This window comes from Actinomadura sp. 7K507 (assembly GCF_004348425.1).
Taxonomy (GTDB): Bacteria; Actinomycetota; Actinomycetes; order Streptosporangiales; family Streptosporangiaceae; genus Spirillospora.
This window is the reverse complement of record NZ_SMKK01000195.1, coordinates 1-18,766: the sequence shown is the minus strand read 5'-3', so window position 1 is coordinate 18,766 and position 18,766 is coordinate 1. Positions and strand designations below refer to the sequence as shown.

Here is an 18,766-nt window from a genome sequence, read left to right as displayed (position 1 = left end):
GGGGCCGGGACGGCGGGCGCCGAGCAGAGGGCGGCCGCGGACGACTTCTACACGCCGCCCTCGCCGCTGCCCGCCGGGTCGCCGGGCGACGTCATCCGGGCGCGGCCGGCCAAGGCGGGGCCGCCGTCCGCGCGGGCCCTCGCGAACGCGTGGCAGGTCATGTACCTGTCGACGGACGCGCTCGGCGAGCCCGTCGCGGTGACCGGGATCGTCCTCGTGCCGAAGAAGGCGGACGCGGCGCGGGCCCCGATCGTCGGGTTCGGGCCCGGTACCAGCGGGCCCGCGTTCCGGTGCGCGCCGTCGAGGTTCATCGACCAGGGCGCCTTCTACGAGCAGGCCGCGCTGAACGAGATGCTCGCGCAGGGCTATGCGGTCGCCGTCACCGACTACGAGGGCTACCACGAGAACCCGGCGACGACGTACGTGGTCGACTCGATGGGCAACGCGGTCATCGACGCCGTCCGCGCGGCGCAGCGGCTCCCCGAGACGGGGCTGTCGCAGGAGGCCCAGGTCGCGTTCCGCGGCTACTCGCAGGGCGGGGCCGCCGCGATGTGGGCGGGGCAGAAGCAGCCCGAGTACGCGCCGGAGCTGAAGCTGGCCGGGGTCGTCGGCGGCGGAGTGCCGGCCGACCTCGCGTCCGTGGGGCTGCCGCTGGAGGGCCAGGACCCGTTCGGCTTCCTCCTCTACTCGATGCTGGGCATGGACAACGCCTACCCCGAGCTGGACCTGGAGTCCTACCTCAACGACGCCGGCCGCGCCATGCTCGCCGAGCTGGAGGGGAACGGCTGCACCCTGGAGCTCCTGCTCGGCTACCAGGGCAAGACGATCACGGACTACTTCACCAGTAGCCCGTTCGCGACCGAGGCGTGGCTGGACCGGGTCGCGGAGAACCGGCTCGGTACCGGACCCGTCGCGGCCCCGGTGTTCCAGTACCACTCGACGGCCGACGAGATCGTCGCCTTCTGGCAGGCCGAAGAACTGCGCGGCAACTACTGCGCGCTCGGCGTCCCCGTCACCTGGAAGGCATGGGACGAGATCAGCCACATCACGCTCGTCTACCGAGGCAACCAGGACGCGATGGCCTTCCTCGCGGATCGCTTCGCCGGACGGGCCGCCACCTCGAACTGCTGATCACCCCGGCGAAAAGGAGAGAAGAATGGTGCGGCGATTCATTGGCGGAGTGGTGCTGGCCTCGGTGGCCGCCTTCTCCGTGGCCGGATGCGGTGAGGAGAAGAAGGAAGGCCCCGAGGTCGCCTGGGCGGGCAAGGCGTGCGGCGTCCTGACCAAGGGCGGCCCGTTGCCGGTGCCGAAGCTGAACAACGCGAGCGTGGTGAAGTCCAAGGCCTCGCTCGTCAAGCTCCTCGAAGGCGTCTCGGAGCGGATGCGGACGCTGGAGATGGGACTGTCCGGGCTCGGCGCCCCGCCCGTCGACGATGGCGAGGCGCTCCTCAACACCGTCATGAGCAACCTGACGAGCACGCATTCGACGGTCACCACCGCGTCCCGGAACCTGGAGCGGGCGAAGGTGAACGACAAGAAGTCGCTCCAGCAGGCCGTCGGCCAGATGGGCAGGGCCTTCGGGAAGTACAACACCTACCAGGGGCCCGAGCAGGACTTCCGAAAGAACCCGAAGCTGAACGCGGCGTTCGACAAGGCCCCGGAGTGCAAGGCCAAGGGCAGTTGAGCCGGCGCCGCGCCCGGCCGCCGGAACCCGCCGGCGGCCGGACGGGATCAGGACCCCGGCGGACCCCCGGAGCGCCCGATGCAGGCCATGAGGGCCTTCTGCGTCTTGCTGTCCTGCGCGTCCGGTGTCCAGTTCCGCGGGTCGTCGGGGACGTCGACGCCGTGCTTGCGCATGCACGTGACGAAGTCGTTAAGGATCTTGGACGGGATGGCCGTGGGCACGCTGGGCGTCGCGCCGGACCCGCCCGTGGACCCGGCGCCGGACGGGGCGGTGGCCGGCGTGTCCGTGGGGGTCTGCGCGGACGGAGTCGGATCGGGCTCGCCGTCGCTGCCGCAACCGGTGAGGGCCAGCGCCGGAACGAGCAGCAGAGCCGCCAGATGACGTCTTCTCACTGGGGGTCCTCCGGTGGAGTGGGGGCCTCGACGATATCCAACACCGCGGAATTTACCCACCAGTAGCTTCGAATTCGGAAAGGAGGCCGAATCATGGCGAGTCCCGTCCTCGGATATCCGCTGGGCGCGCTGCGCGAGGCCGGCCGGATGTTCGCGCTCGGCGCCACCGTGCTCGGCATGACGTTCCGGCGGCCTTTCCAGTTCCGCGAGTTCGTCGAGCAGTTCTGGTTCATCGCCAGCGTGACGATCCTGCCGACCGCGCTCGTGTCGATCCCGTTCGGCGCGGTGACCTCGCTGCAGGTCGGCTCCCTCACCCAGCAGTTCGGCGCGCAGTCCTACACCGGCGCCGCCAGCGTCCTGGTGGTGATCCAGCAGGCCAGCCCGATGATCGTGGCGCTGCTGGTGTCCGGGGTGGCGGGCTCGACGATCTGCGCCGACATCGGGGCGCGGACGATCCGCGAGGAGCTGGACGCGATGGAGGTCCTCGGCGTCTCGCCGATCCAGCGGCTCGTCGTCCCCCGCGTCCTCGCCTGCGTCGCCGTCGCGCTCCTGCTGAACGGGCTGGTGTCGGTCGTCGGCGTCGCGGGCGGCTACTTCTTCAACGTCCTGCTCCAGGGCGGCACGCCCGGCGCGTACGTCGCGAGCTTCTCCGCCCTCGCGCAGCTCCCCGACATCTACGTGGGCGAGGCGAAGGCGCTGCTGTTCGGGTTCGTCGCCGGTGTCGTCGCCGCCCACCGGGGCCTGAACCCCAAGGGCGGGCCCAAGGGCGTCGGGGACGTGGTGAACCAGTCGGTCGTCATCACGTTCCTGCTGCTGTTCCTGCTCAACCTCGTGATCACCGGGATCTACCTCCAGGTCGTCCCGCCGAAGGGAGGCTGAGCCGTGAGCGTGATGACCACCGTTCGCGCCGGGCCCGCCAGATGGTTCGCGTGGCTGGACCAGCCCGGCGACCAGGGCACCTTCTACGTCAAGGCGCTGCTGTGGACCCCGCGGGCGATGCGCCGCTACCGCAAGGAGGTCCAGCGGCTGCTGTCCGAGGTCGCGTTCGGCAGCGGCGGCCTCGGCGTCATCGGCGGGACGATCGGCGTGATGGTCGCGATGACCCTCGCGACCGGCGTCGTCGTCGGCATGCAGGGCTACTCGGCGCTGCAGCAGATCGGGACGTCGGCGTTCACCGGGTTCGCGTCCGCCTACATCAACACCCGCGAGATCGCGCCGGTCGTGTCGGGGCTCGCGCTGTCGGCGACGGTCGGGGCCGGGTTCACCGCGCAGCTCGGCGCGATGCGCATCAGCGACGAGGTGGACGCCCTGGAGGTCATGGGCATCCCGTCGCTGCCGTACCTGGTGACGACGCGGATCATCGCGGGCGCGGTGGCGATCGTCCCGCTGTACGCGATCGGGCTGCTGTGCGCGTACCTGGCGTCCCGCACGGTCACGGTCGTGGTCAACGGGCAGTCCGCCGGCACCTACGACCACTACTTCGCGCTCTTCCTCTCGCCGGTCGACGTGATCCTGTCGTTCTTCAAGGTGCTGGTGTTCAGCGTGCTGGTGATCCTCTCGCACTGCTACTACGGCTACCGCGCGGTCGGCGGGCCGGCCGGGGTGGGACGGGCCGTCGGCCGCGCGGTCCGCACGTCGATCGTCCTGATCAGCGTCAGCGACTTCTTCTTCAGCCTCGCGGTCTGGGGCACGAGCACGACCGTGAAGGTGGCGGGATGAGCGCCCGGGGCGGCGGCATGCTGCGCAGACGGCTCGCCGGGGTGGCGTTCCTGCTGGTCCCCGCGCTGCTGGTGTGGCTGTCGGTCGCCGTCTACGACAAGCGGTTCACCGAGGTCAGCTGGGTGACGCTGGAGACGGCGAGCGCGGGCAGCGAGATGCACCCGCACGCGGACGTGAAGCTGCGCGGCGTCGTGGTCGGCGAGGTCCGGGAGATCACGTCCGACGGCGGTGCCGCAACGCTGAAGCTGGCGATCCAGCCGGACAAGGTGCGGCTCCTCCCGCGCAACGTCTCCGCGCAGCTCCTCCCGACGACGCTGTTCGGGCAGCGGTTCGTCGCGCTGATCCCGCCGGAGCGCCCGGCCGGGGCGCGGCTCACGGCCGGGAGCGTGATCAGCCAGGACCGGTCGGCGAACGCGATCGAGCTCCAGCAGGTGATGGACAACCTGTATCCGCTGCTCACCGCCGTCCAGCCCGCCGACCTGGCCGCCACGCTCACCGCCATGTCCCAGGCGCTGGACGGGCGCGGCACCGAACTCGGCCAGACGATGGTGGAGCTGGACGCCTACCTCAAGAAGATCAACCCGCACGTGCCCGCGCTCAACCGCGACATCAAGCGGCTCGTGGAGGTCACCCGGCACTACGACGAGGCCGCGCCCGACATCGTCCAGGCGCTGAACGACTTCACCTACACCAGCCGGTCGATCGTCGACCAGAAGAACAACCTCGGGATGCTGTACGCGTCGGTCACGGACGCCTCGCAGAACCTCTCCGACTTCCTCCACGAGAACTCCGGCAACTTCATCCGGCTGACGGCGCGGAGCCGTTCGACGCTCGAACTCCTCCGGAAGTACTCGCCCGAGTTTCCGTGCACGCTGCGAATGCTGACCGACTTCGTTCCCGTGATGGACGAGGTCCTCGGCAAGGGCACCGAGCACCCAGGCCTGCACGTGAACGTGAAGACGCTGCCGTCCAGGGGCCGCTACGTCCCCGGCAAGGACCGTCCGAGATACACCGACAAGAGCGGCCCGAGCTGCTACCCGGCCGGTGGCGCCGCCGCCGTGAGATCGGCGCCGCCGGACGCGGACACCCCCGTCGCGGTCGCGCCGGGCGCGCTCGGCCAGCCCAACTCGCCCGAAGAGAACCGCCTGGTCAACGAGCTGCTCGCACCCGGGCTGCAGGAGGTTCCCGAGGCGCTGCCCGACTGGAGCGCCGTCCTGGTCGGCCCGGTCTTCCGAGGCACGGAGGTGAGGATCGGATGAACCGGAAGGGCCTGGCCGCGCCGCTGGCCAAGTCGGTCGCGTTCGTGGCCGTGACCGTGGTCGCCACCGCGATGCTGGCGCTCAGCATCACGCAGGCCGGCGGCGGCGACACCGTCCCGTACAAGGCGCGGTTCACCGACGCGTCCGGCCTCCGCGAAGGCGACGGCGTGCGGATCGCGGGAGTCGAGGTCGGACGGGTCGGCGGCATCGAGGTCGCCGGGCACCGCACCGCGCTCGTCACGTTCTCCGTCCGCCGGGGCCACCGCCTGCCCGCCACGTCCACCGCGACGATCAAGTACCTGAACCTGATCGGGCAGCGGTACGTCGAGGTCGAGCGGGGCACCGGCGCCGCCGGGACGCTCAAGCCCGGCTCCACCATCCCCGTCGAGCGGACGACCCCGGCGCTCAACCTGACGCAGCTCTTCAACGGTTTCCAGCCGCTCTTCCAGGCGCTGTCGCCCGAGGACGTCAACAAGCTCGCCGGGTCGATCGTCCAGGTGCTCCAGGGCGAGGGCGGCACCGTCGAGGAGCTGCTGTCCACCGTCGGTTCGCTCACCAGCGGGATCGCCGACAAGGACAAGGTCATCGGGCAGGTCGTCGAGAACCTGAACGTCGTCCTGGACACCGTCAACGGGCGCGGCGACAACCTCGGAAACCTGATCTCCACGCTGCGCCGGCTCGTGTCCGGCCTGGCCGCCGACCGCACCGCGATCGGCGAGGCGATCGGCGCCCTGGACGACCTCGCCCGCACCACCACCGACCTCCTGAAGGACGGCCGTGAACCACTCAAACGCGACATCGAGCAGCTCGGGCGGCTGTCGGAGAACCTGGCGGACGAGTCCCCGACCGTCGACCGGTTCCTGCGGCTGCTGCCGGTGAAGATGGCGGCGATCGGACGGATCGGCTCCTACGGGTCGTGGATGAACCTCTACCTGTGCGAGGCCGACCTCAGCGGCGTCACCTACAAGCAGTACCCGGGCGAGGACCACCCGCCGCCCACCGGCGTCCCGCTGACCGCTGAAAGGTGCGGCTCATGAGGCGGCCACGGCTGAAACCCGTCCGGGACCGGAACCCGGTCGCCGTCGCGATCGTGTCGTTCGCGCTGATCATCACGGCCTGCCTGCTGGCGTTCAACGCCAAGGAGCTGCCGGTCATCGGCGGCGGCACCCGCTACACCGCCGACTTCAGCGAGGCCGCGGGGCTGCGTCCGGGCAACGAGGTCCGCGTCGCCGGGGTGAAGGTCGGCGAGGTCACCGGCGTGCGGCTGGACGGCGCGAAGGTCACCGTCGCGTTCCGGGTCCGCGACACCTGGGTCGGGGACGCCAGCACGGTCGCCATCGCGATCAAGACGCTGCTCGGCGACAAGTTCCTCGCCGTCGACCCGCTCGGCGCGCACGCGCAGGAGCCGGACCGGCGCATCCCGCTCGACCGGACGACGTCCCCCTACGACGTGACCGAGGCGTTCCAGGACCTCGCCGGGACGACCGGCCGGATCGACTCGGCCACGCTCGCGGCGAGCCTCGACGCGATCTCCACGACGTTCTCCGGCACGGCGCCGAGCGTCCGCAAGGCCCTCGACGGCGTCTCGGCGCTGTCGAAGACCGTCTCGTCGCGGGACGCGGAGCTGGCGCGGCTGCTGGCGAACACGCGGCAGGTCAGCGGGACGATGGCGGACCAGAGCGCGAACGTCGAGGCGCTGCTGCGGGACGGGAACCTGCTGCTCGCCGAGATCCGGCGGCGGCGCGAGGCCATCCACGCGCTGCTGACCGGGACGCAGGAGCTGTCCCGGCAGATCGTCGGGCTCGTCGACGACAACCAGAAGCAGCTCGACCCGACGCTCCGCGCCCTCGGCCGCGTCACCGACCTGCTGAAGAAGAACCAGGACAACCTCGACAGGGCGCTGAAGACGGCCGGCCCGTACACGCGGCTGCTGGGCAACGCGCTGGGCAACGGGCGCTGGATGGACGGCTACCTGTGCGGGCTCGTCCCGAAGGAGTACCTGCCGGAGGGCAGCAAGCCTCCCAAAGAAGGCTGCATGCCGCCGAAGAAGGGCGGGCAGTGATGTTGCGCAGATTGGGCACGCCCCTGATCGCGGTGGGCGTCGCCGCCGCCGTGGCGGCCGCGGTCGCGCTGGTCGCGGCGCGCGGGCCGGACGGCACGCGGATCACCGTCCACTTCACCACGGCGGTCGGCATCTCCGAGGGCTCGGACGTGCGGGTCCTCGGCGTGAAGGTCGGCACGGTCGACCGCGTCCGGGCCGAGGGGACCCGGGTCAGGACGGTCATGACCGTCGACCCCGGCGTGGACGTCCCGAGCGGCGCGAAAGCGGTGGCGGTCGCGCCGAGCCTGGTCGCGGACCGGTACGTCCAGCTCACGCCCCCCTACACGTCCGGCCCGACGATGCCGAGCGGCACCGTGATCCCGGCCGAGCGGACCGCGACGCCGATCGAACTCGACCAGGTCTACGACAGCATCAAGAAGCTGGCCGGCGAACTCGGCCCGGAAGGACTCAACGAGGACGGCGCGCTGTCGCGGCTCCTCGGGACGGGCGCGGAGAACCTGTCGGGCAACGGCCACGACATCCGCACCACGACCGAGCGGATGGCGCAGGCGGCCAAGACGCTGTCGGGCTCGCAGCAGGACTTCTTCGCCACGATCCGCGGCCTGCAGACGTTCACGACCATGCTCAAGGCCAACGACGGCCAGGTCAGGCAGGCGCAGCGGCAGCTCGCCGACGTCGCGGAGTTCCTCGCCGCCGACCGGCACGAGCTGGACGCGGCGCTGAAGGCCCTCACCGTGGCCCTCGCCCGGATCAAGACCTTCATCCGCGACAACCGGGAGCGGATCTCCGGCAACGTCGGAAAACTCGCCGAGATCACGCAGCTTCTCGTGAAGCAGCGCCGGTCGCTGGCGGAGGCGCTGGACGTCCAGCCGCTCAACGCCACCAACATCCTGAACGCCTACGACCCGGCGACGCGGACGCTGATGGGACGCCAGAACCTCGGCGAGCTGCAGCCGCCGCTTCCGGTCGCGGGACAGCGGAGGGCAGCGCCATGATCCGGCGGCATCTGGCCAGCGCGGCACTTGCCCTATCGGTCGCCGGCTGCGGCTTCACCGGCGTGCAGGACCTTCCGCTGCCCGGCGGCGCCGACCTCGGCGACGACCCGTACACGGTGAAGGCGCGGTTCGCGAACGTGCTGAACCTCGTCCCGCAGTCGGCGGTGAAGGTCAACGACGTCGCCGTCGGACGGGTCGTGGACGTCGCGCTGCCGCAGGGCGGCTGGACGGCCGAGGTCACGATGGAGGTCAACGGCGACGTGGAACTGCCCGCCGGCGCGCACGCCGAACTCCGCCAGTCGAGCCTGCTGGGCGAGAAGTTCGTGGAGCTCGGCGACGGCCCGCCGAACGTCCCGGGGGGCGCCGCCGCGCCGAATGACGTCCCCCCGGGAGGGTCGCAGGAAGATGTCACGGGGCCGTCCGCGAGCATCGGCACGCTCGCGGACGGCGCGGTGATCCCGCTGTCCCGGACGAACCGGAACCCCGAGGTCGAGGAGGTGTTCGGGGCGCTGTCGATGCTGCTGAACGGCGGCGGCATCGCGCAGCTGCGCACGATCACCGTCGAGCTGAACCGGGCACTGGGCGGCAACGAGGCGGAGGTCCGGTCGCTGCTGGAGCAGGCGCGGAAACTCGTCGGCGACCTGGACGCCAACAAGCAGGGCATCACGGACGCGATCGACGGCCTGAACCGGCTCTCGGGAACGCTGCGCGCACGCAAGGAGCAGATCGGCGTCGCGCTCGACGACCTCGAACCCGGCCTCGCGGTGCTGGCGGAACAGCGGGGCGCGCTCGTCCGGATGCTGAACTCGCTGAACGAGCTGTCGCGCGTCGCGGTCGACACCGTCCGCAAGAGCAAGGACGACCTGATCGCCGACCTCCGCGCCCTCGAACCGACGCTGCGGAAACTCTCCGACGCCGGGTCCGACCTCCCGGACGCCTTGCAGGTGCTGCTGACCTACCCGTTCACCGACGCGGTCCTGCCCGCGATCAAGGGCGACTACCTGAACGTGTACCTCCAGGTCACGGCGCGTCCAGGCACCGAGATCATCCCGCCGATCGCGCCGCTGCCCACGGCGGGCCCGACCCGGCCCCAGGGGGACTGATGCTCACCGCCGGCATCCGGATCAAGAACCTCGTCTTCGTCGTCGTCGGCGCCCTCGCCATGGGCTACGTCGGGCTCAACTACGCCGACCTCGGCGAATACGTCGGAGTCCGCGACCACTACGTCGTCCAGGCAGATCTCGCCGAGGCCGGCGGACTGGCGGAGAACGCCGACGTCACCTACCTGGGGACGTCGGTCGGGCGCGTCGGGGAGCTGCGCCTGACCGGTGACGGCGTCCTCGCCGACCTGAAGATCAAGAAGTCGGCGCCGAAGGTCCCGGCGAACACGCGGGCCGTCGTGGCGAACCGGTCGGCGCTCGGTGAGCAGTACATCGACCTGCGTCCCGCGACGGACTCCGGACCCTTCCTGGCGGCCGGTTCGGTCATCCCGCGCAGCTCCACCGCGACGCCGGCGCCGGTGACGGACATGCTCACCAGCGTGAACGACCTGGCCGCGTCCGTCCCGACCGACGCGCTGCGGACGGTCGTCGGCGAGCTGGGGCAGGCGTTCGCCGGGCAGGGCCCGAACCTCCAGGTCCTCCTGGACAACACGCGGAGCCTGACCCGCGCCGCGAACGAGAACGCCGAACCGACCACGTCGCTCATCGTCGACGCCGAGACCGTCCTGCGGACGCAGAACGAGGAGGCCGCCGCGCTGAAGTCGTTCGGGCGGAACGCGCGGCTGCTGTCCGAGCAACTCCGGAAATCCGACCCGGCGTTCCGGAAGCTCGTGTCGACCGCGCCGGGCGCCGCCGGGGAGTTCCGGGCGCTGGTCCGCGACCTGGACCCGTCCCTCAGCGTGCTCATCGCGAACCTGCTGACGACGGCCGAGTTGCTGGCGCCCAGGTCGGACGGGCTTGAACAGCTCCTCGCCAAGCTGCCGGAGGCCGTCGCGTCCGGCCGGTCGGTCGTGCAGGACGGGAAGCTCAACTTCGGCATGGTGACCACGTTCTTCAACCCGCCGAACTGCACCGCCGGATACGGCGGGACGAGATACCGCAACGGCCTGGACACCTCGCCCGGCCCGGCGCTCAACACGGCCGCCCGCTGCGCGCTGCCGCCGTCCAGCGGGGTCAACGTGCGGGGCGCGGGCAACGCTCCGCGCGGGCCCGTCCCGGCCCCGGCGCGGCCCGGGTCGGTGCTCGGCGGCGGACCGTCCCTCGGCGGCCTGCCCGGAGCGCTCGCCTTGCCGGGGCTGCCGCCCGGCCCGTCCGGGATGGGCGGACTGCTGGGCGTCCGGGGAGGCCACTGATGACCGCGACCGCCGAACGGGAAACACGCAAGCGCGAAACACGCAAGCGGGAAGCACGCAAGCGGGGGACACGCGAACACGAAACAAAGAAGGTCCCGGCACCGGGGCGCCGGCCGCTGTTCGCGCGCTGGGGCCTGATCGGGTGGGCCGCGATCCTCGCCGCCGCGGTGTTCCTCGGCTGGTCCGGCTGGTCGGTGCGGCAGGACGAGCCCGGTGAGCGGACCGGCCCCGAACGGACGCGCGACCTCGTCCTGCGGAGCGCCCGATCCCAGATCGCCGCGCTCAACACGATGGACCCCGCCGAGGTGGACACCGGTCTGCGCGCCTGGCTCGACGCGTCCACCGGCCCGCTGCACGACCAGCTCGAGCGGGACGAGCCGCAGAACCGGACCAAGATCGGAAAATCGCGCACGACCGCCGCCGCGACCGTGACCGGCGCCGCCGTCACATCCCTGGACGCCCGCGAGGGCAAGGCGAAGGTCATCGCGTCCGTGCAGGTCGAGCTGACCCTCCAGGGAGGTTCGCCCACGCTCCAGCGCAAGCGCTTCGAGGCCGGGGCGGCCCGGACCCCGTCCGGCTGGAAACTCGAATCGCTCACCGCCGTCCCGGTCGGTGCCCGATGAGGCGGCTCCTCGCGCTCTACCGGCCGTTCACGGTCGCGCTGGCGCTCGCGCTGGTCGCCCTGGCCCTCCGTCCCGCCGCCGGCCTGCTGCGCGACGAGGACGACCCGCGCGACCGGGCCGTCCTGGACGAGGTCGCCACCACCGAGGTGACCGGCGACGTGTCCACGGCGCTCGGCAAGGTGTTCAGCTACGCGGCCGACGACATCGCCGCCACCGAGAGCGCCGCCGCGCGAGAACTCTCCGGTTCCGCCCTCAAGCAGTACCGGCAGATCTTCGGGCAGGTGAAGCGGCAGGCCCCCGCCCAGCGCGTCACGCTGACGACCCGCGTCGTCCGCGCCGGGGTGGTCTCCCTGACCGGCGACACGGCCCGGCTCCTGGTGTTCCTCGACCAGACCGCCACCCGCGCCGGCGAGGCCGCCGGAACCCCGGCCGCCGCGCAGCTCGCGGTGACCGCCCGCCGCGACCACGGCCACTGGACGATCACCGACCTGAAATCCGTCTGACGCCGGAGGCCCGGATGACCGACGACACCCCGCAGAGGACGGCGACCGCGCTCCTCGTCCTCGCCGCCCTGTTCGCGGCGTGGGCCGGATGGTCCTGGTACGCGGCCGCGCACGACGACGGCTACGCCTACTCCCGGGCGCGCGACGACGTCCTCCAGGCCGGGGAGCAGGCCGTCCAGAACCTCAACACCCTCGACTACCGCAACCTCGGCCCCGGCCTGGAGACGTGGCAGGACTCCACGACCAGCGACCTCTACGAGGAGATCACCAAGGGCCGCGCCGCGTTCGAGAAGCAGGTCACGGACGCGAAGACGATCACCAGGGCGCGCGTCCTGGACGGCGCCGTCTCCGAACTAGACGTGCGTTCCGGCAAGGCCCGCGTGCTCGTCGCCGTCGAGATCACCATCAGCCCACCGGACGGCGAGCCCGTCACCAAGCAGAGCCGCCTCATCGGCGAACTCGCCCGGACCCCCGCCGGCTGGAAGCTCAGCGACCTGGGCCAGGCGCCGACGGGCACCATGTGAGAGGACGCGCCATGATCACCCACACGGCACTGGCCGCACGGACCGCGAGCCTCAACGAACGGTGGCGAGCAGGCATGGCCTCGCCGATCGCGCTCGGCGTCGTCGCCGTCGTCCTCGCCACGTTCGGCGTCTGGGCGCTCCGGCAGGCCGACGCCGTGCGGGACGACCCGTCCGCCCGCAACACCGCCCTCACCGACGGCGCCGCCACCAGCGAAGTCAAGGGCGCCGTCGCCGACATGATCGGCAAGATCTTCTCCTTCAACTACACGGACCCGGCGCGCACCCGGGACGCCGCCAAGGCGTCGCTCACCGGCGACGCCGTCCAGCGGTACGAGACGATCTTCGGCCGGGTCCGCGCCGAGGCTCCCGAGGCGAAGAGCATCCTCAGTACCCGCGTCACCGGCAGCGCCGTCACGTCCCTGCGCGGCGACCGCGCCGGCGTCCTGGTGTTCGCCGACCAGCGGACCACCCGCACCACCGACGGCACGAGCACGAACGCGCCCGCCATGCTCGCCGTCACCGCCGTCCGCCGCGACGGGCGCTGGAAGATAACGTCCCTGGACACCTTCGCGGGCCGCTGACCGCACGCCCGCCGGTTTCCCCGCCTCCTGCGCAGGAAATTGAAAATTGCCTACTGCAAACGAACGCACGGGGCTTGTCAACCAACCTCATGAAAGATCGTGCAACAGGTTATGTGAGGGACAACCCCCATCCCGGCCGATCCGTAATCCTTAAACGGCGTATCCCGATGGGCGATGAGGCAGGGGGAATGGCGCGGTGGCTCATACAGCATTGGACGTCGGCGCGTTCGAGAGGGTCCCGGCACGGGTGGCGCGGAGGCTGCGCCCGCGGGTGGACCTGGCCGCGGACGAGCTGCTGCACGAACTGCGGCGCGGCGATCCGCCGATCGGCGAGCAGGAGGCCGGGCGGGCACGCTCCGGAGTCGCCGCCGCGATCCGGCACTTCTGCGACCTCGTCGAGGACCCGGGCGCGGGCTGGGAGCGGGTGTCGGCGTTCTACCTGCGGGTCGGGCGGCGCCTGGCGCGCGACGGCCGCGACCCCGTGGAGACGCACCAGGCGCTGCGCCGGTCGGCGCTCGCCGCGTGGCGGACGCTGGCCGCCGCACCCGGCGGGCTCGACCTGGACCGCGACGCGCTCAGCCTGGTCGTGGACGCCCAGTTCTGCTACATGGACGCGGTGTCGGAGGTGATCGCCGCAGGCTACGAGGCCGAGGTCGCGCGGCGCGCGGACGCCCCCGAGGACGTCGCCATGCGCAGGCGCAGGACCAGGCTCCTGCACCTCCTCCTGGCCGATCCGCCGGCCGATCCGCGCCAGGTCGCGGCGCTCGCGGCGCAGGCCCGCTGGCCGCTGCCCGGGACCGTCGCCGCCGCGGCGGCCTGGCAGCGCCGCGACGGCATCGCGCGGGGGCCGCTCGCGGTCCCGGACGGCCTGCTGATCGACTTCGGCGCCCCCGAACCGTGCCTGCTCATCCCCGAACCGGACGAGAAGGCACGAAACCGGCTCCCCGCATCGCTGCTGCACGACTGGGCCATCGCGATCGGTCCCACGGTGCCCGCCGCCCGCGCCGCAGACTCGCTGCGCTGGGCGCGCGAGACCCTCGCCCTCGCCATCCGGGGCGTGATCCCGGCCGGCGGGCTGATCCGCAGCGCCGAGCACATTCCCGCGCTGGTGATCTCGCGGGCCGGGGAACTGATCGACGACGCCGCCGCGACCCGGCTCGCGCCGCTGCGCGCCGTCCCGCCGGCCCGCCGGGAAAGGCTCGCCGAAACGCTGCTGGCCTTGCTGGAGCACAATTTCAACGCCGCCGACGCGAGCCGCCGCCTGCGCGTCCATCCGCAGACCGTCCGCTACCGGCTCCGCCATTTGCAGGACCTCTTCGGAGACGACCTGCGGGATCCGCGCCGGTGCCTGGAGATGGAGCTGATCCTGCACGCCCACATGGTCAACCGAAGCCTCACCGTCCCACAGCCCGCTGATCAGTAAGTTGTCACTTTGGTGATAAACACGTGGCCGGATCGTTGTTCCGCCCGCATAGCGCGCAACGGAATCGGAGGGCCACACTCGGTTGCTTCGTTCCCCCCCGACGAAGTTCCCCCGACGAAGGTGGTGTGCAATGTCCGGTGACGCCTACGACTTCGACGTGATCGTGGTCGGCTCGGGGTTCGGCGGCAGCGTCTCGGCGCTGCGGCTGGCCGAGAAGGGCTACCGGGTCGCCGTGATCGAGGCGGGACGCCGCTTCGACGAGAAAACCCTCCCGAAGACCTCCTGGCGGCTGCGCAAGTACGCGTGGGCGCCGCGCCTCGGGCTGCGCGGGATCCAGCGCGTCCACCTCGTCGGCGGCAAGGCCGGCGTGCTCGTCCTGGCCGGGGCGGGCGTCGGCGGCGGCTCCCTCGTCTACGCCAACACCCTGTACGAGCCGCCGCGGCCGTTCTTCACCGACCGGCAGTGGGGCCACATCACCGACTGGCAGGACGAGCTGAAGCCGTTCTACGACCAGGCCCGCCGGATGCTCGGCGTCACCGCCAACCCGTTCGTCACCCCCGCCGACGAGGCGATGAAGCGCGTCGCGGACCGCATGGGCGTCGGCGACACCTACCACGCGACCCCCGTCGGCGTGTTCTTCGGAGACAAGCAGGGCGAGGACCGCGACGACCCCTACTTCGGCGGCGCCGGCCCCCGCCGGACCACCTGCACCGCCTGCGGCGCCTGCATGATCGGCTGCAAGGTCGGCGCGAAGAACATGCTCACCAAGAACTACCTGTACCTGGCCGAGCGCGCGGGCGTCGAGGTCGTCCCCGACACCACGGTCCGCTCGCTCGCACCGCTCGCGTCCGGCGGCTACGAGGTCGGCACCGAGCACACCACCCCGCTCCTCAAGCGCCGCAAGACGCTGACCGCCGAGCACGTCGTCCTCGCCGCCGGAACCTACGGGACGCAGCGGCTCCTGCACCGCATGCGCGACACCGGCCGCCTCCCGAACCTGTCGCCCCGCCTGGGCGAACTCACCCGCACCAACTCCGAGGCGCTCCTCGGCGTCGAACGCATGACCGTATGGCACCGCAAGAAGGACGTCGACCACAGCACGGGCCTCGCCATCACCTCGTCCTTCCACCCGGACGAGAAGACCCACATCGAACCCACCCGCTACGGCGCGGGCAACAACGCGATGGGCGTCATCCGCACCCTGCTCGTCGACGGCGGCGGCCCGCCCCGCTGGCTGAAGTTCCTCGGCCAGGCCGCCCGCCACCCCACCATCATCCTGCGCGGCCTCTCCCTCAAGGACTGGGCCAAGCGCACGGTCATCGCCCTGGTCATGCAGACCGCCGACAACTCCATCACCATCAACGAGAAGCGCGGCCGCCTGGGCCGCCGCAAGCTCGTCGCGCGGCAGGGCGACGGCGAACCCAACCCCACCTGGATCCCCGTCGCCCATGACGCGGTCCGGATGCTCGCCGAGGAACTGGACGCCACTCCGGGCGGGACGTGGTTCGACCTGTTCAACATCCCGACGACCGCGCACTTCATCGGCGGCTGCGTCATCGGGGAAACTCCGGAAACCGGCGTCATCGACCCGTACCACCGCGTCCACGGCCACCCCGGCCTGCACATCGTGGACGGTTCCTCGGTCACCGCGAACCTGGGCGTCAACCCGTCCCTGACCATCACCGCCCAGGCCGAACGGGCGATGGCCTACTGGCCCAACCGCGGCGAGAAGGACGCCCGCCCCGAGCCCGGCACCCCCTACGAGCGCATCGAACGGATCATGCCGGACAAGCCCGCCGTCCCGAAGGGCGCCCCAGCCGCCCTCAGATGATGACGGTCCCGTTCGCTTCGCCGTCGGTGCCGTCGGAGTCGCCGTCCTGGACGGAGCGACGGGTCGCCTGATGGACGCGGACGGCCAGCAGCGCGCGGGCGAACCGCGCGGCCAGCTCGCCGTCCAGGACGTCCGGGAGCTTCTCGACGACGATCGAGCCATCGGGCCGCGCGGCGACCGTGCCGGAGTCCCCGACCGGGACGCCCTTGCCGCCGTCGAGGTCCTCCACGGACGGCAGATCCAGCGCGGAACGCAAAGTGTCCTGCAGAGCGCGCACCGTTGCGGCGTCGCGGTTGATGCGGTCCTCCGCGGCGTCCGCGCGCTGCACGGCGACGTCCGCGCGCTGCACGGCCAGGTCGGCGCGCTCCCGCTCGGTGTCGATGCGGGAGTCGGCGGCCTCGGCCCGCTGCTCGGCGCGGTCGGCGCGCGTGGCCATCTCCGCCGCGCGTTCGGCGACGGAGTCGCGCTCCACGGTGAGCCCCGCGATCTCGCCCTGCGCGGCGGACATCTCGGCCCGCAACTGCCGCTCGGTGTCGACGGCGGCCTCCAGCCGCGTCCGCACCTCCGCCAGCTCGGTGCGCGCGTCGGTGAGCTCGCCGCGCGCGGTCACCAGCGCCGCCTGCTCGGCGGCGAGCCGCGTGGCCAGGTCGTCGCGTTCCTTCTCGGCGTCGTTGCGCGCCTGGTGCTCGCTGCTCCAGGCGGCCTCGGCGCGCTTGCGCAGCCCCTCCGCGTTGGCGGCCTCGTTGCCGGACGTGGCGCGGGCCTGCTGGTGGGCGCCGGCCTCCTTCCAGGCGTTGGCCTCGCTCTCCTGAGCGGCCGTGACGCTCACCTTCGCGGCGGCCAGCCCCTCCTCGAGCTCCTCCCGGGCGTCGGCGGCCTCCTGGACCGCCAGGTCGGCGCGGGCCTCGGCCTGCCGCGTCCGCTCATTGGCGTCGGCGGTCTCCTGCCGCGCGGCGCGCGCCTCGGCCAGGGCCTTCTCGGCGTCGCCGAGGACGCCGCGCACCTCACCGTCCAGCCGGTCGCCCAGCACGGCGGCGGCCGACGACAGCCGCTCGACCAGCTCCGCGAGCCGATCGACGTCCTGCCCGAAGGCCCGCACCGGCGCGGGATCGACCGCGACGACGGTATCGGGGTTCACGGCAGCCTTCGCCGGCCCTCCGTCACCGGGACCGTCGCCCGGTACCTTGAGCGGCGCGGTCAGCACACCGTCGTCCGGAACTCCTTGATCTTCGCGCACGCGAGCATCCTAGTGAAACGTCCCGGTTTGCACCTCCCCCTCGGGGGCCCGTCCGGGCCACTCGTGCACGATGCGCCCCTCGTGCCGCAGGAAGGCCGACCGCAGGACGTCCCGGTCCCGCAGGCGCTCGAACACCTCGTGATAGCGCCGCTCAAGATCACTCCACCGCGAGAACTCCTCCATCCCCTCATCGGACACGCCGAAGCCCCACCACAACTCACCGGGCGGCCCGCCGGACGCCCGCGCCCGCCAGTTGCCCACCAGCGGCCGCTTCCACGCGTCCCCGTGCGCGGACCCGAGCAGATCGGACGGCACCCCCGCCTTCTCGGGCGCGAAGCAGTGCAAGCCGCCCTGGCGGTCTTCGACGTACAGCCGTCCGCACGCCGTGCACTGCCACATGCACCGGCTCCACTCCCAGAGCCGCTCCCCGACATCGCCCTCGGCGACGTCGTCCCAGTCCATGTCGGCGACGAAACGAGCCTTGTACGGGATGAAGTCGGTCTGATCCGGAATGACTTCCCCGCACGCACACGAAATCTTCATTTCCTCCACGACTCCCTGTGATCTGCGCTCACCCCTTCTCAGTGATCGGCGAAAACCGGTCGATCCGATAAGGTTGTGTCGCTCACAATTGGACGGTATGGGCCATCGCGCGAACTACATCATCGTGGACCGGGGTCAACACCAGATCCACTTCTCCAGATTCGGGGCGCTCTCTCTGGCGTCCGACCCGCTCATGGGCCCGGAGGATCTGGAACCGTACATCCGCTCCATGGAACGTCGCGACGAACTCACCAACGACGTCTGGTGCGAAGGCTCCCTGGTGCTGGATCTGGATACCTGGACGCTGCTGTTCTGGACCGACCACTGCCCCGCCCGAGTGAACCTCGAACTGCGTACGGCACTGCTACGGCTCCTCGGCGAACGGTGGCCGGAGTGGAACGTCTCCTGGGCGGTCAACCAGCACGCCGATGTGGTCGCTCACCTGGGTCTCGACCCCGAAGGACTGATCGAAGGCCCCAAGCCGCCGAAGAAACTGACGGTCGAACAGATCATGGCCACGGTCAACCAGGGCAGGCCGGGTTCGAGCCTTCAGGAGCAGCGGCGTCGAATCACCGGGACTGACCCGAACCCCTACTACCTCGAAGCCGAGACGATCCTGACGGTCCGTTTCCCTGATGGCGAGGTTCGGAACTTCAGCACCCTGTGGGGGATCGACCGGGTGATGACCGCGGGAGAGGATCTATTGGCGGCGCTGCAGTCCGCGCCGGGCACCACCCTGCCGCGCCTGGAACACGTCCAGGGCGGCGCCCTGATCGACGTCGCGGCCCGCACGGTGAAGGCCTGGCCCCTGCCGGACCCGGGCACGGAGCCTTGGCACGGCTGGCAGGTGACCTGGTCCGACTTCGGACTAGCGCGCCAGGCGGCAGAGACCGGCCGCGACCCGTCCGCAGTGGCACAGACCCCAGCGCACCTCCTGCGCGAGACCGCCAACCTGGTGGGCGCAGCGGACGAGGTGCAGCGGATGTACCGCGCCCTGGCCGACCACCTAGCGGGCTTACGTGCCGCCGGCGCCGAGA

At 71.5% G+C, this 18,766-nt stretch carries 20 protein-coding genes; 17 read left to right on the top strand and 3 right to left on the bottom strand.

The window, feature by feature from the left end; genetic code table 11:
• Window positions 1–1,131, top strand: a 1,131-nt coding sequence (locus E1285_RS33310) for a lipase family protein (RefSeq protein WP_132158558.1), incomplete at its 5' end; no start/stop codon positions are given.
• Window positions 1,132–1,156: 25 nt separating this feature from the next.
• Window positions 1,157–1,684: a hypothetical protein gene (locus E1285_RS33305; protein ID WP_132158557.1), complete on the top strand. Its 528-nt coding sequence runs from the start codon at window positions 1,157–1,159 to the stop codon at window positions 1,682–1,684.
• A 47-nt stretch (window positions 1,685–1,731) separates the two neighbouring features.
• Here the strand turns inward: E1285_RS33305 and E1285_RS33300 are convergent, their stop codons facing one another.
• Complete coding sequence (locus E1285_RS33300; RefSeq protein WP_132158556.1) at window positions 1,732–2,076, bottom strand: hypothetical protein; 345 nt, start codon at window positions 2,074–2,076, stop codon at window positions 1,732–1,734.
• Between the two features lie 93 nt (window positions 2,077–2,169).
• Between E1285_RS33300 and E1285_RS33295 the strand changes: the two genes are divergently transcribed.
• From E1285_RS33295 to E1285_RS33230, 14 genes are all read left to right on the top strand, one after another.
• Entirely contained in the window at window positions 2,170–2,955 is a 786-nt protein-coding gene (locus tag E1285_RS33295; protein ID WP_132158555.1) for an ABC transporter permease, read from the top strand.
• Window positions 2,956–2,967: 12 nt separating this feature from the next.
• Window positions 2,968–3,795 (top strand): ABC transporter permease, encoded by an 828-nt coding sequence (locus E1285_RS33290; protein WP_132158559.1) that lies wholly within the window; start codon window positions 2,968–2,970, stop codon window positions 3,793–3,795.
• Entirely contained in the window at window positions 3,792–5,054 is a 1,263-nt protein-coding gene (locus E1285_RS33285; protein WP_132158554.1) for an MCE family protein, read from the top strand. Before E1285_RS33290 ends, E1285_RS33285 begins: the two co-directional genes overlap by 4 nt.
• Window positions 5,051–6,091: an MCE family protein gene (locus tag E1285_RS33280; protein WP_132158553.1), complete on the top strand. Its 1,041-nt coding sequence runs from the start codon at window positions 5,051–5,053 to the stop codon at window positions 6,089–6,091. The genes E1285_RS33285 and E1285_RS33280 overlap by 4 nt, the downstream gene beginning before the upstream one ends.
• The gene (locus E1285_RS33275; protein WP_132158552.1) at window positions 6,088–7,116 is read left to right on the top strand and encodes an MCE family protein; all 1,029 of its coding nucleotides are present in this window, start codon (window positions 6,088–6,090) and stop codon (window positions 7,114–7,116) included. The genes E1285_RS33280 and E1285_RS33275 overlap by 4 nt, the downstream gene beginning before the upstream one ends.
• A complete protein-coding gene (locus E1285_RS33270; RefSeq protein ID WP_132158551.1) occupies window positions 7,116–8,111 on the top strand; it encodes an MCE family protein in 996 nt (331 codons plus the stop codon). Before E1285_RS33275 ends, E1285_RS33270 begins: the two co-directional genes overlap by 1 nt.
• Window positions 8,108–9,214, top strand: coding sequence for an MlaD family protein (locus E1285_RS33265; protein ID WP_132158550.1), 1,107 nt, complete (start codon window positions 8,108–8,110; stop codon window positions 9,212–9,214). Before E1285_RS33270 ends, E1285_RS33265 begins: the two co-directional genes overlap by 4 nt.
• Window positions 9,214–10,464, top strand: a complete 1,251-nt coding sequence (locus E1285_RS33260; protein WP_132158549.1) for an MlaD family protein — start codon at window positions 9,214–9,216, stop codon at window positions 10,462–10,464. The genes E1285_RS33265 and E1285_RS33260 overlap by 1 nt, the downstream gene beginning before the upstream one ends.
• Complete coding sequence (locus tag E1285_RS33255; protein ID WP_207946997.1) at window positions 10,464–11,087, top strand: hypothetical protein; 624 nt, start codon at window positions 10,464–10,466, stop codon at window positions 11,085–11,087. Before E1285_RS33260 ends, E1285_RS33255 begins: the two co-directional genes overlap by 1 nt.
• Window positions 11,084–11,590: a hypothetical protein gene (locus E1285_RS33250; RefSeq protein ID WP_132158548.1), complete on the top strand. Its 507-nt coding sequence runs from the start codon at window positions 11,084–11,086 to the stop codon at window positions 11,588–11,590. Before E1285_RS33255 ends, E1285_RS33250 begins: the two co-directional genes overlap by 4 nt.
• Window positions 11,591–11,604: 14 nt before the next feature.
• Window positions 11,605–12,114, top strand: coding sequence for a hypothetical protein (locus E1285_RS33245; protein ID WP_132158547.1), 510 nt, complete (start codon window positions 11,605–11,607; stop codon window positions 12,112–12,114).
• Window positions 12,115–12,125: 11 nt separating this feature from the next.
• Entirely contained in the window at window positions 12,126–12,695 is a 570-nt protein-coding gene (locus E1285_RS33240) for a nuclear transport factor 2 family protein (RefSeq protein WP_132158546.1), read from the top strand.
• 196 nt (window positions 12,696–12,891) lie between these two features.
• Window positions 12,892–14,118: a helix-turn-helix domain-containing protein gene (locus E1285_RS33235; RefSeq protein ID WP_132158545.1), complete on the top strand. Its 1,227-nt coding sequence runs from the start codon at window positions 12,892–12,894 to the stop codon at window positions 14,116–14,118.
• A gap of 130 nt (window positions 14,119–14,248) precedes the next feature.
• On the top strand, window positions 14,249–15,949 hold the full coding sequence (locus E1285_RS33230; RefSeq protein WP_132158544.1) for a GMC family oxidoreductase: 1,701 nt from the start codon (window positions 14,249–14,251) through the stop codon (window positions 15,947–15,949).
• Here E1285_RS33230 and E1285_RS33225 read toward each other — a convergent pair.
• Both E1285_RS33225 and E1285_RS33220 read right to left on the bottom strand, forming a co-directional pair.
• Window positions 15,942–17,186: a hypothetical protein gene (locus E1285_RS33225; RefSeq protein WP_132158543.1), complete on the bottom strand. Its 1,245-nt coding sequence runs from the start codon at window positions 17,184–17,186 to the stop codon at window positions 15,942–15,944. The two genes, E1285_RS33230 and E1285_RS33225, sit on opposite strands and share 8 nt — an antisense overlap.
• 9 nt (window positions 17,187–17,195) lie before the next feature.
• Window positions 17,196–17,729, bottom strand: a complete 534-nt coding sequence (locus E1285_RS33220; protein WP_132158542.1) for a hypothetical protein — start codon at window positions 17,727–17,729, stop codon at window positions 17,196–17,198.
• Between the two features lie 97 nt (window positions 17,730–17,826).
• On the opposite strand from E1285_RS33220, the gene E1285_RS33215 reads away from it, so the two are divergent.
• On the top strand, window positions 17,827–18,766 hold a 940-nt coding region (locus E1285_RS33215; protein ID WP_132158541.1), incomplete at its 3' end, for a hypothetical protein.